Here is a 12,093-nt window from a genome sequence, read left to right as displayed (position 1 = left end):
CAGGGTGAGAGCGGTCAGCTGACCGGTTCGGTCAGTCGGTGGTCGCGCAGTGAAGCGTCCTCAGGACGCACGACGCGGGTGATGAGGGGCAGCACGCCGTCCACCTCGACGCGTACCTCGTCGCCGTCGGCGAGGAAGCACGCACGGTCCTGGCCGGTGCCGGCCGGGGTTCCGGTGAGGACGACATCGCCGGGTTCGAGCGCGGTGAACCACGACAACCGGCTCAGCAGATCGGGCACCGGGAAGATCATTCCGGCGCTCGTGTCGTCCTGCACCAGCTCGCCGTTGACCAGGGTCCGTACGCGGATCGTGTCGCGGTCAGACAGGTCGTCGGGAGTGCGGAGCGAGGGGCCGAGCGGCGTGAAACCCGGGTAGCTCTTGGCGAGGGCGGGCACGGACGTGGTGCGCATGACGTCCCGCGCCGTCATGTCGTTGGCCGCGGTGATGCCCGCGATCGCGGGCCAGACCTCGGACTCGTTCGCCCGGTACAGCCGGCGCCCGACCACGACCGCGATCTCGCCCTCGTAGTCGGGTTCGGCCGCGGCCTGCGGGATCACCACCTGCGCGCCGGGTGCCGACACACCGGACGACGCGGCCAGGTACAGGATCGGCTGCTCGGGCAGTCCCCGGCCGGTGCGGGCCGCCTTCGACACATAGTTGAGCCCGACGCCCCACACCGCGCGGGGACGGCCCAGCGGCGCCACGAGGGTGGCCTCGTCGATCGGGATGCGTCTGCGCACCGCGCAGGACGCCAGACACCGCAGCGAGCCCTCCTGTTCGAGGACCACTCCGATGTGCGGAAAAGCAGTGTCCAGCAGGGCGACAGCCCCGTCCTCGATCCGGCCCAGGCCGGCATCCGTCGTCACTACTCGCATGGCGAGCATCTTTCAATGCGAGATGGCATCGTGTCAAGCGATACGGACACGCCGGTGCGGACAGACCGGCAGCCCTCCCTGGAATCTTTTGACGAGTCGTCAAATACCTTCCACTGAAGCGTAGTTGTCGACGCGACCTCGACGATCTCCAACAGGACGGCCGGCCCTTCAGGATCGGGACGGGTCTCGAAGCAGGTAATTTCACCGTCGGCCCGGGGCACCACCTCCCGCTCCCCCGAGGCCGCCCGTGGGGCGTGCAGTCGCCCGAGGAAGCCGCCCGCCTCGCACGAGTCCAGGGAACCTATTGCGAGATGCCATCTCTTATCTCGTACAGTAGCTCCGCTCGACGCCGGGTCCGCCTCCGTCTCGGCTATTCAGTCAGTGGGCCGCAATGCATGCCCACCTCCCGATCGCGCCCGAAGTGAGCTCCCGATGCGTCGTACCGCCCTGCCCGTGACCATCGCGACGATCTCTGTCTCGCTCGTCGGCTGTGGCGGGCTCGACCCGACGGGGAGCAGCGCCGACGGACGCCCGGCCAAGGGGGACGACATCACCGTGGGGCTGCTTCTGCCGGAAAAGTCGAACCCTCAGTACGAGCAGTTCCACTATCCCGTCATCAAGGCGAAGGTCGAGTCCCTCACCCGCGGCCGGGGCCGGGTCGAGTACGCCAACGCCGAGGCCGACGCGGACGAGCAGACCCGGCAACTGCAGCAGATGATCGACGAACGGGTCGACGTGATCCTGCTGGACCCCGTCGACACGCATGCCATCGCAGGCGGGGTGAGGAAGGCCAAGGAGGCCGGCATCGCGGTCATCGCCTACGACCGGCTGGCCGAGGGCCCGATCGACGCGTACATCACCTTCGACAACGAGCTCGTCGGCGAGGTACAGGGCCGCTCCCTGCTGGAGGCCCTGGGCGAGGACGCCGGCCCCTCCGACAAGATCGTCATGATGAACGGCTCACCCACCGACCCGAACGCCGCGCAGTTCAAGGCGGGCGCGGTCCTCGCCCTCGACGGCAAGGTGACGATCGCCAAGTCGTTCGACACCAAGGACTGGAAGCCGCAGACCGCCGAGAAGAACATGGCCGAGGCGATCAACGAAATCGGAAAGGACGACATCAAGGCCGTCTACGCCGCCAACGACGGCCTGGCGGGCGGCATCATCGAAGCACTGAAGGCCGCGGGCGTAACCGACCTGCCCCCGATCACCGGGCAGGACGCCGAGCTCTCGGCGGTTCGGCGGATCATCACCGGCGAGCAGTACATGAGTGTGTACAAGCCGTACCCGGAGGAGGCCGAGAACGCCGCGGAGATGGCCGTGGCGAAGGCCCAGGGCAGAGACATTCAGTTCGAAGCCCTCACCTCCAGCAGAGTCGACAGTCCAACCCGTAAGGACATTCCCGCACATCTCGTGCCGGTCGTCGCCCTGACGAGGGACAACATCAAGGACACGGTCATCGGGAGCGGCATGTACAAGCTGTCCGAGATATGCACGCCCCGACTCGCGGCCGACTGTGCGGCGACAGGCCTGAAGAAGTAGTCCCGCTGAAGCGAGGGAACAGGGGCCGCGGGGGCCGTGCGGCGGCACCCCCCGATGGGCCGCATCCCGTCCGTGAGCCACCCGCGGGCGCGGCCCGACAATAGACATACAGCACCTTTCGGAGCACTCTTGCCACATGCCCCGATTCAGAACCTATTGGCACACAGCTGACGCGCTGCCGGATTCACGCCTCGTACAAGCCCGCTGGACTCCTGCACCGAGCGGCATCCGCAGCGATCATCTCCTCCTCGTGCGGCATGTACACCCCACGCTCTTGCGGGAACTGGACGAGTTCTGCCGGCACCTGGCGAACTCGGAACAGTACGTGCTGCGACCCGAGCTGGCGGCCACACCGCCGGAGTTCCGCGTCCAGTACGAGCGCGTGGCGCCCGACCTGTTGCCCCTCCGCACGTTCGGCATCAAGATCAGCAAGGACCGCAAGGACTACACGTTCTGCGTCCGCGCGGACATGATGTCGGCGGCCCTCGCCCGGGAGATCAACACCGAATTCCTGCCGGTCCAGCAGGGCGCGCTGCGCATGAGGGGCAGTGTCCCCGAGGCCGCGGAGCCGGTCGATCTCGAAACCCTCGGCGCGCTCTCCGGGCAGCACCGGACGGCGCACTGAACAGGCGGACCGGCCGACGCACTGAACAGACGGACCGGCCGACGCGCCGAACACGCCCGCCGTGGCCCGGCCGTACACCCGGGCCACCCTCCGGACACGGCCGCACCCGAGGCCGTATCCGCGGCTGCTCCACGGCGTCACGCCTGATTTCCTTAAATTGCGACCTGCCAGGTGTCAATGCTAGACAAAACGGGTATACAGCGCCGAAGCTGGGGCGCATGGATCGCTTCCGAGACCTGATACCCGACGAGACGCCGGACGGCAGGCTCACGTCCCCCTCGCTCGAGACGGGCCCGGCAACCCGGTGAACGGGCTGAACTCCGAGGCGTTCGCCCTGTTCGGCCAGCACATCCTGTGGTCCGACATGATCGGCAACATCCTGGGCCTGGCCGCCCTCGCCCTGGGCTGGCGCCGCTCCCTGTGGACCTGGCCGGTGCAGTTCCTGTCCGGCCTCATCCTCTTCGGGGCGTTCTTCGGCCACCTGACCGGCAGCGCCGGCAAGCAGGCCGTCGTCATGACCGTGGCCATGTACGGCTGGTGGCGGTGGAACCGCGACAGGGGCCGGTCCCGGGACGGTCAGATCACCCCGCGGTTCGCCACCTGGTACGAGCGCGCGGCGATGGCCGGCGCCGTTGCCCTCGGCACGGTCGCGGTGGCCCTGTTGTTCAAGGCCTACCCGACTCTGTCCTGGGACCCCTGGCCGGACGCCTACATCTTCGTCGGCACGGTCGTCGCCATGTACGCCCAGGCACGCGGCATGGTCGAGTTCTGGATCGCCTGGCTGCTGGTCGACCTGGTCGGCGTCCCGCTGACCTTCGCCAACGGCTACGCCTTCTCGGGCTTCGTCTACGTCATCTACGGCGCGCTCGTCCTGTGGGGCATGCGCGACTGGTGGCTGCGCTCCCGCAGCGGGCCGCAGCCCACTGTGGAACTGCCCGGTGCGCCCGCGTCCGAGGGAGTGTCGACGCAGTAGGGGGGCGGTCGAGACGCCGTACGCCGGGCACGAGCCGGCAACGGGCCCACCACAGCCCATGACGAACCACGCGGACACAGCACTCCGTGTCCGGCTCGGGCCCGCGGGACGGTCAAGCATGGGCCGCCATGCCCAGCGTCAAGTGGCGGTGCAGCCGGGACGGTGACGGTCCTGGCACTCGCCCGAGGTGCCCTTCTGCTCGCACGCTGGAAGCACCCGCCGGACAGCAGACGGCGCAGCGGGAGATCCCATCCGGTCTGCTCACCACGCTGAGCGAGAGCCCAGCGCCGGCGGTCCTCGCGACGCCAGGGCCGGGCCCCGACCCGGCCCCGGGCACGCATCCGACGACCGTCATTCCCCCCCGGCCGGGAGCGGCCAGGCTCCGCGGGGAACCGGCAGCGGAACGACCCACGTCCAGGCGCTTCCGGCGACGGCGCGGACACCCGGCCGATCTCGGGACCGGACAACACCACCACGACGAGCGAGACGGTCGGCAGAGCCAGGCGGCCGCCGCGAACGGCCTCGCCGACGCCGGGGACCGCCTGCAGCCAACTTTCGCGAGATGGCATATTGACATGCGAGATAGCCCATCCTACCGTCGGGGCATCCCTCAACAAAAGGCAAGCCTTGATGAGATCCACTTTCTCCCCGTCGGCTTCCCGGCCGACCTTCCTGCCCCATGCGGCGACACGACGGCCGTTCCGGATCGCCGTCGACGGCGACGCCCCCCGCGCACCCGGCCACATCCGCGAAGCCACCGGACCAACGGCCGGCGGCGTGCCGGAGTGTGCCGACGAGATGGCGGTGGTCTGACGTGCCCAGCTCCGCGAAGGACCAGACCGTCACGCCCCGGCCTGTGACCGGCTACGACCCGCAGGCGTACCGGGACGGGCTGTCCTCGATGGTCACGTCTGTCTGTGTGGTCACCACCGAAGTGGACGGAAAGCGGTACGGCTTCACCGCCAACTCGGTGACGAGCGTGTCGATGGACCCGCCGCTCATATCGGTCTGTCTGGCCGACAACGCCGACGTCCACCCGGCCTTCAGTCATGCGGAGTCGGTGGCCGTCAACGTCCTGGCCTCCGACCAGCGCCCGGTGGCGACGGCGTTCGCGACGCCCGGCGCCGACAGGTTCGCTGTGGCGGAATTCCGTCCGGGAAAGCTCGGTCCACCCCTGCTCGACGGTGCCACCGTGTCGCTCGAAGGCGTCGTTCACCAGCGCCTCACCGCCGGCGACCACACGATCATCCTGATCGAGGTGGCCGGCGTGGTGGTCGGCGAACCGGAGCCGCTCACCTATCAGGGTCGCAGGTTCCACACCCTGAACCCGCTGGAGCCATCCGCACTGCAGCCGGCCGGAAAGGACCCGGCGTGACCACGCGGACGGCCTCGGCGCTGTGCGGCCGCCCCCGGCTCCGCCGAAGCCTCGGCGGACCGTCCGGCACCCGACACGCTCACGGACCCCGGCCACTTCGCCGTCCGGGCGCTGACCAGGACCGGTCCGGGCGCCCCGCACCGGTACCGCACGACATCGGCCAGGTCGTGCCGCGCGGGGCGTTCGTCGGCCTGACCGGCCCGAGATGCCGCGCCGGCCGACGGTACGCGTAAGCGCCGCCCCGCCGACATGATCAACGAGTCGGCGGGGCGGCTCAGCACACGTCGGCGCGGCGTGGCGCGCCTTGCAGGGGGGTCCGGGGGGTGCCGACGCCGGTCCGCCTCGACGACGGCTCGGGCAAGTACCCCGGCGAGCTGTCCGAGGACAGGGCGGCAGCAGGTGGGACGCGCCTCGGCCTGCGGCCGAACCTTCTCTCGAGCCCTTCTCCGGGCTGAGCGAGTCCGCGCGCAAGGCGATGCGCCTGCGCCTGCTCGGCCTCCGGCAGCGGACGCGCATCACGGACGTCTTCGTCACCCACTCCGTGGCCGAGGCGGTCACGGTGCGGACCTCCTGCACGCATGGCAGCCCTGCGCGCCGCCCACCTGCCCCGTTGCCTGACCGGTCGTCCGGGGCTGGTCGCAGGCGTCGGCTGATCATCCCGGCAGACCCGCGTACGGCGGCCATGGCCCGGTCGACCCCCAGGTACCGCCCGGGTACCACTTTCGCGACGCAGCATGGTTGAGCCCGACGCCCACACCGCAGGGCCGGCCCCCGGTCCGGGCAGACACGGGCACCCCGTCCGCACAAGAGGCGGGCGGGGTGTCACGAGGGCAGGTTCCGCCGGCTCAGGGCGGCGATTCGGCACCTTCCGGCCGGGGGCCGCAACCGAGCTGTCGCTGCACCTCGCCGCTGTCCCAGTAGTCCGTGCGGCGCGTGATGAGACCGTCGGCGACGGTGAACACGAACACACCGCGGATGCGCACGGGGCGATCGCCCGCAGAGCGCATCCTGAATGTCATGACGTACGGCACCGCGGCCGATTCGCCGTCGATGACGATACGCTCCGGCGCGTAACGCAGGTCCCGGAAGTCCTCCAGGAACCCGGTCAGCGCCGCGCGGTACTCGGTGCGGCCCGTGCGGCTGCGTCCCATCGCCGACGTGTGTTCGTTGACGAAGTCCTCGGCCACACAGGCGGCCACGGCATCGGCGTCGTGCGCGTTCAGTGCCGCGAGGTATGCCTCGATCGCGGCACGGGTGTCTTTCAGGACGAACCCCACTTCTGCCGGACCGTGTCGAAGACACGCTGGTCGTGGGAGATCTCGACGACGTTGCCGTCCGGGTCCTTCAGAGCGCAGATGTAGCCGATGGGGTCGGGCATCTGCCGGGGCTCCCAGTGCAGGCAGCCCAGTTCACGGGCCCTGTCCGCGAGCGCGTCGACGTCCCCGCGCTCCGGCACCTCGATGCCGATGTGCGCGAACGGATGCAGCAGGCCCAGCTGGTTGCCCTTGTCCTTGTTGAACGACACCAGGACGAGCACGAAGGGCGTCTCGGCCTGCTTGTCGTTGGAGAGCCAGACGCTTTCGCCGTCGGCGTCCTTGAACCGCTCGACGACGACCAGGGGAGTCAGCGAGGTGTAGAACTCGATCGCCTTGTCGAGATCGCCGGTCGGCAGCGCGACGTGAGTCCAGCGGGCCGACGTGAGACCGGTGGCCACGGTACCTCCTGTGAGTGGTGCGGGTTTCCTCGAGCGTAGGTCCGCGCGACCGGCAGGTCGATGTGCTGCGGACACAACGCGTACGCCGGGAACGCTGACCCCGCGCGACATCGGATCCGGCCCTGCCGCCGTGCCAGTCTGCGGCATGACAGCGACGGGCGTCGCCGGGGAAGACGAGGGGAAACGTGCACTACCGGATTCTGGGCGGGACGGGCATCGAGGTGAGTGAGCTCTGTCTCGGGTCGATGATGTTCGGTGCCTGGGGCAACACCGATGAAGCGCAGTGCCACCGGATGGTGGCGACGGCGCTGGACGCCGGGGTCAATTTCGTCGACACCGCTGACGTGTACGCCTTCGGCGAGTCGGAGGAGATCCTCGGCCGGGCGCTGAAGGGACGGCGCGACGACGTCGTCCTGGTGTCGAAGTTCCACAACCGGATGCCCGGAAGGGCGCTCGACCGCAACCGGCGCGGCAACTCCCGGCTCTGGATCACGCGTGCCGTGGAGGACAGCCTGCGGCGGCTGCGGACGGATCACCTCGACGTCTACCTCGTCCACCGCCCCGATCCCCGGACCGACATGGAAGAGACCCTCGGTGCGCTCAGCGACCTGGTGCGGGCGGGCAAGGTGCGTGCGATCGGGACCTCCAGCTTCCCGGCCGAGGAGATCGTGGAAGCGCAGTGGGCGGCACAGCGCGGTGGCCGCGAACGGTTCACCGTGGAACAGCTGTCGTACTCGATCCTGGCCCGTCACGCCGAGGCCGCCGCCCTGCCCACCGCGCGGCGGCACCGCATGGGCGTCATGGTCTGGAGCCCGCTGAACGGCGGCTGGCTGTCGGGCAAGTACAGGGCCGGCGCCCAGCCGGCGGAAGACTCACGCGCGCGGTCCCACGGCGACCACTTCGACTACGCCGACGAGCAGATACGCGAGCGCAAGCTGGCAGTCGTCGAGGAACTCGTGCGCCTCGCCGCCGACGAGGGCTGCACACTCGTCGAGCTGGCCTTGCGGTTCGTGCTCGCCCATCCAGGCGTCACCTCGGCGCTCATGGGCCCGCGCACCCACGACCAGCTCCTGACGCAGCTGACCGCGGTCGACCGGCCACTGTCGTCAGAGGCGCTGGACCGGATCGACGAACTCGTCGCGCCGGGCAGCGTGCTCAATACCCGCGACGTCGGCCACACGCCTCCGGCGCTGGAGACGGTGGCGCTGCGCCGCCGCTGACGCCGGTGTTCCACGGCGGACGCCGGCCCCGCGCTATCGCGGGGCCGGCGTCCGCCGAGTGGTGCATTCATCCGGATATCGTTGGCTTTCTCCGGAAGGTACCGTCAGGCCGACCCCCGCTCGAAGGGCCGGCCGAGCGCGGCGGGTTCTCGGTGCTGGGTGGTGAACAGCAGCATGGCGAGGAGCGCGAGCAGATACGGCGCCGCGACGAGCAGTTGGGCGTTGAGGGTGACGCCGAGCGCGGGAAGGGCCAGGCGCATCGCGTCGGAGAGACCGAACACGAGGCAGCCGAGCATGGTCCGGCCGAGCCGCCAGGCCCCGAAGATCACCGCGGCGATGACGATGTAGCCGCGTCCGGCGGTCATGTTCTGATTGAACGAACCGACCTCGCCGACCGCGAGGTACGCGCCGCCGAGACCGGCCAGCGCGCCGCACCACAGCAGGGCCTGCCGACGCCGCACGTTCACCTTGATGCCCGTGACGTCGGCGGCCTGCGGGTTCTCCCCCACCGCCCGGAGTTCCAGGCCCCAGCGGCTGCGCTCCACCAGCCACCAGGTGAGCGGTATCAGCAGGATCAGCAGGTAGGCGGGCCAGCGTACGGAGAACAGCGGCTTGCCGATCAGCGGGATGTCCTCGAGCAGCGGGATCGACAGCACCCCGACCTGGTGCGAGGCGAACTGCTCGGTCGTGATCAGGTAACTCGTGAGCCCGAGCACCAGCGCGTTCAGCACGAGGCCGACGACGAAGGTGTTGATCTGGGCCCGGTGGGAGAGGTTGCCGTGCACGAAACCGACGACGAGGCCGGTCATGACGCCGGCCACGAGGCCGACGGTGGCACTGCCGGTCGCGCCGGCGGTGGCGACCGAGGTGAACGCGGCGCTGAGCATCATCGCCTCGACGGAGATGTTCATCGCGCCGGCGCGCTCGGCCAGGTACTCACCGCAGGCGGCGAAGGCCAACGGCACGGTCAGCCGGACACCGCTCGCGAGAATGGTCGTGGTGCTGTCCAGAACGCTCACGCGGCTGCCCCCGTCTTGGTCGGCACTACGGAAACGGCGGGCGCCGCCTGCGGTGTGGCACCGCGACGCCCCTGGAAGAGGTCGACGAGGACGGGCGGTGCGACGAAGGCGAGGACGAGCAACGCCTTGACGATGTCGACCAGGTAGGACGGCACGCCGGTGGCCGAGAGGAAATCGCCGCCCGCGCGCAGCACGGCGAACACGAACGACACCGGGATCGCGGCCAGAGGCCGGTTGCGAGCCACCAGTGCGACGAGGAGGCCGTCCCAGCCGACGTTGTCGGAGAGCCCGGCCTGCAGCCGGTTGGTGCTGACCGGACTGGCCAGCAGCAACCCTCCGGCCAGCCCGGCGAAGGCGCCGGACAGCGCCAGCGTGAGACCGCCGAGCGCGGCCACCCGGACACCGGCGTGCTTGGCCGTGCGCGGGTTCAGTCCGACCATGCGCACCTTGAAGCCCCACCGGCTGCGGCTCAGGAGGAGGGCGACCGCGACCGTGGCGACGAGCGCGAGGAACAGGCCCGTGTTCAGTTGCAGCGAGGGGTACTGCCCGAAGCTCGCGAGCTGGGCGTTGGCCGGCAGGGCGTTGGACTGCGCGTCGGCGATGTCCCCGGCGCCCTGCACGCTCTCCTGCAGGACCCACGGCGTACTGACCGCGAAGGTGACGAGCTGGATGGCGAGGAACGTCATCAGCAGCGTGCTCACCGGGACGTTGACACCGCGGAAGCGGAGCATCAGGGCGCTGAGCGCGGCCCAGGCGGCGCCGCCGACCGCGGCGGCACTCAGCACCACCACGACCAGCATCGGGCCGGGCATGGCCAGACGCAGCCCCACCCAGGCTCCGGCCAGGCCGCCGATGAGCACCTGTCCCTCCTGGCCGATGTTGAACGTGCCGGCGGACGCGCAGACGCACGCGCCGACGGCGACCAGCAGCAGGGGCGCCGTGTTGAGCAGCGTCGTGGTCCAGCCGGTGGCGTTGGCCAGGGACCCGGTCCATATCGCGTTCAGCGAAGCGCTCGGTGAGGCACCGGTCAGCGTGAGCAGCAGTGCGGACACGCCGCCGGCCGCACTGATGAGCACGGCGGTGAGGCCCGCCGTCATCCAGTCACGGCGCCCTGGCCGGAGCCGGGCCAGGATGCGCCTGCCGAGGTCGTCCGGATCCGTCAGTGCCAAGGCGCTCATGCGGCCTCACCGCCGACCAGCATGCCGAGCCGTTCGGGGGTCGCCTCGGAGACGGGGAGTGCTCCGGTGATCCGCCCGGAGCAGATCACCGTGATCCGGGTTGCAAGGGCCATGACTTCCTCGAATTCGGTGGAGATGAGCAGCACTCCGACGCCCTCGGCGGCCGCTTCGCGCAGCCGGGAATACATGTCCTCGATGGCACCGACGTCAAGGCCGTGGGTGGGCTGCGCGGCCACCAGGACCCGGGTGTCACCGGACAGTTCCCGGGCGAGTACGACCCGCTGCTGGTTGCCGCCCGACAGGCTGCGCACAGGCGCGTCCAGCGACGGTGTGACGATGTTGAACTCGTCAGCGAGGCGACGGGCCTGGGCGAGCATGGCGCGCCGCCGCAGCAGGAACCGGCCGCTGACCTTGTCGAGCGACTTCATCGCCAGGTTTTCGGCGACGCTCATGTCGAGGACGACGCCGCTGTGGTGCCGGTCCTCGGGCACGATGCCCAGACCGGCCTTCGACAGCGCGCCGGGCCGGGTCACGTCGACCCTGCGCCCGGCGACCTCGACGGTGCCGGCGGTCGGCGGGACCAGCCCGGCGAGAACATCACCGAGCGTCGCCTGGCCGTTGCCCTCGACGCCGTAGAGGGCGACGATCTCGCCCGCGCCCACGGACAGGTCGACGTCTTCGAGAAGACTGACCCCGCCCTGCTCGACGGTGAGTCCGGCGAGGCTGAGCACGGGTGGCCGCCGGTCGCGGCTCACGCCGTTGTCCGTGCGTGCCTGCCTCGTCGGCAGCATGCCGAGGGCGGCGGCATCGTCGCCCAGGGAGACCTCACGGCCGACCATCTGCCGGGCGAGCAGCTGTGGGGTGGTGTCGGCGGTGACCGCCCGGAAGGCGATACGGCCCTTGCGCAGGACCGTCACCCGGTCGGTGGCCTGGGCGATCTCGGCGAGCTTGTGGCTGATGAGGATGACAGCGCGTCCCTCCTCCTGCACCACCCGGCCGAGCACGGCGAACAGCTCCTCCGACTCGGCCTGGGTCAGCACCGAGGTGGGCTCGTCCAGGATCAGGATCTGGGGGTTGCGCCGAAGGCACTTGACCACCTCGACCCGCTGCCGCTCACCGGCCGAGAGGGCGTCGACGCGTGCGTCGGGGTCGATGGGCAGCCCGTACCGCGCGCAGACCTCGGCGATGTCGGCGCAGATGGCCTGCTTGTTCACCTTGCCGTTGTCGCCGAGGGCCACGTTCTCCCACACGGTCAGCCCGTTGATGAGGCTGAAGTGCTGGTGGACCATGCCGATGCCCAGCTCGGCCGCTTCCTGCGGACTGTCGAGCGCGACCTGTTCGCCGCGCACCAGGACGGTGCCGGCATCGCGCCGGACCAGCCCGAGCAGGACCTTCATGAGGCTGGACTTGCCTGCCCCGTTCTCACCCAGGAGGCCGTGGATCTCGCCGGCGTCGACCCTGAGGTCCACGCCGTCGCAGGCCTTGACGGGTCCGTATGACTTCGTGATGCCGCGCAGCTCGAGAATCGGAACCGCTGAGGTCGTCGGTGTCATCGCTGATCTTTCCTCGTCG

Annotated in this window: 12 protein-coding genes; 6 read left to right on the top strand and 6 right to left on the bottom strand. The window is 70.0% G+C overall.

The annotated features are described in order from the left end of the window. Nucleotides 1–14: 14 nt before the first annotated feature. Nucleotides 15–875 carry a fumarylacetoacetate hydrolase family protein gene (locus A4E84_RS35990; protein WP_159029654.1) on the bottom strand — a complete coding sequence of 287 codons (861 nt, stop codon included), beginning with the start codon at nt 873–875 and terminating at the stop codon, nt 15–17. Between the two features lie 432 nt (nt 876–1,307). Between A4E84_RS35990 and A4E84_RS35985 the strand changes: the two genes are divergently transcribed. From A4E84_RS35985 to A4E84_RS35970, 5 genes are all read left to right on the top strand, one after another. Then, nucleotides 1,308–2,417 (top strand): sugar ABC transporter substrate-binding protein, encoded by a 1,110-nt coding sequence (locus tag A4E84_RS35985; protein ID WP_062930564.1) that lies wholly within the window; start codon nt 1,308–1,310, stop codon nt 2,415–2,417. Between the two features lie 250 nt (nt 2,418–2,667). Continuing rightward, nucleotides 2,668–3,042 (top strand): hypothetical protein, encoded by a 375-nt coding sequence (locus tag A4E84_RS35980; protein WP_159029653.1) that lies wholly within the window; start codon nt 2,668–2,670, stop codon nt 3,040–3,042. Nucleotides 3,043–3,346: 304 nt separating this feature from the next. After that, nucleotides 3,347–4,015 carry a nicotinamide mononucleotide transporter family protein gene (locus tag A4E84_RS35975; protein WP_062930562.1) on the top strand — a complete coding sequence of 223 codons (669 nt, stop codon included), beginning with the start codon at nt 3,347–3,349 and terminating at the stop codon, nt 4,013–4,015. 630 nt (nt 4,016–4,645) lie between these two features. Further along, nucleotides 4,646–4,828 (top strand): hypothetical protein, encoded by a 183-nt coding sequence (locus tag A4E84_RS43130; RefSeq protein ID WP_159029652.1) that lies wholly within the window; start codon nt 4,646–4,648, stop codon nt 4,826–4,828. Nucleotide 4,829: 1 nt separating this feature from the next. Next, a complete protein-coding gene (locus A4E84_RS35970; protein WP_062930561.1) occupies nt 4,830–5,390 on the top strand; it encodes a flavin reductase family protein in 561 nt (186 codons plus the stop codon). Between the two features lie 845 nt (nt 5,391–6,235). Here the strand turns inward: A4E84_RS35970 and A4E84_RS35965 are convergent. Both A4E84_RS35965 and A4E84_RS35960 read right to left on the bottom strand, forming a co-directional pair. Then, nucleotides 6,236–6,667 carry a nuclear transport factor 2 family protein gene (locus tag A4E84_RS35965; RefSeq protein ID WP_062930560.1) on the bottom strand — a complete coding sequence of 144 codons (432 nt, stop codon included), beginning with the start codon at nt 6,665–6,667 and terminating at the stop codon, nt 6,236–6,238. Then, complete coding sequence (locus A4E84_RS35960; RefSeq protein ID WP_062930559.1) at nt 6,652–7,104, bottom strand: VOC family protein; 453 nt, start codon at nt 7,102–7,104, stop codon at nt 6,652–6,654. Before A4E84_RS35960 ends, A4E84_RS35965 begins: the two co-directional genes overlap by 16 nt. 185 nt (nt 7,105–7,289) lie before the next feature. Between A4E84_RS35960 and A4E84_RS35955 the strand changes: the two genes are divergently transcribed. Then, nucleotides 7,290–8,324, top strand: coding sequence for an aldo/keto reductase (locus tag A4E84_RS35955; RefSeq protein WP_079129245.1), 1,035 nt, complete (start codon nt 7,290–7,292; stop codon nt 8,322–8,324). 104 nt (nt 8,325–8,428) lie between these two features. On the opposite strand, the gene A4E84_RS35950 is transcribed toward A4E84_RS35955, so the two are convergent. Genes A4E84_RS35950 through A4E84_RS35940 form a run of 3 tightly spaced genes read right to left on the bottom strand, consistent with a single transcriptional unit; the run spans nt 8,429 to nt 12,074 of the window. Continuing rightward, a complete protein-coding gene (locus A4E84_RS35950) occupies nt 8,429–9,343 on the bottom strand; it encodes an ABC transporter permease (RefSeq protein WP_062930558.1) in 915 nt (304 codons plus the stop codon). Beyond that, a complete protein-coding gene (locus tag A4E84_RS35945) occupies nt 9,340–10,521 on the bottom strand; it encodes an ABC transporter permease (protein ID WP_063827532.1) in 1,182 nt (393 codons plus the stop codon). Before A4E84_RS35945 ends, A4E84_RS35950 begins: the two co-directional genes overlap by 4 nt. After that, on the bottom strand, nt 10,518–12,074 hold the full coding sequence (locus A4E84_RS35940) for an ABC transporter ATP-binding protein (RefSeq protein WP_062930557.1): 1,557 nt from the start codon (nt 12,072–12,074) through the stop codon (nt 10,518–10,520). The genes A4E84_RS35945 and A4E84_RS35940 overlap by 4 nt, the downstream gene beginning before the upstream one ends. Between the last annotated feature and the right edge of the window lie 19 nt (nt 12,075–12,093).

The organism is Streptomyces qaidamensis (assembly GCF_001611795.1).
GTDB classification, from domain to species: domain Bacteria; phylum Actinomycetota; class Actinomycetes; order Streptomycetales; family Streptomycetaceae; genus Streptomyces; species Streptomyces qaidamensis.
Note: the sequence above shows the minus strand (reverse complement) of the source record. Positions and strands in the feature narration are given on the sequence as shown.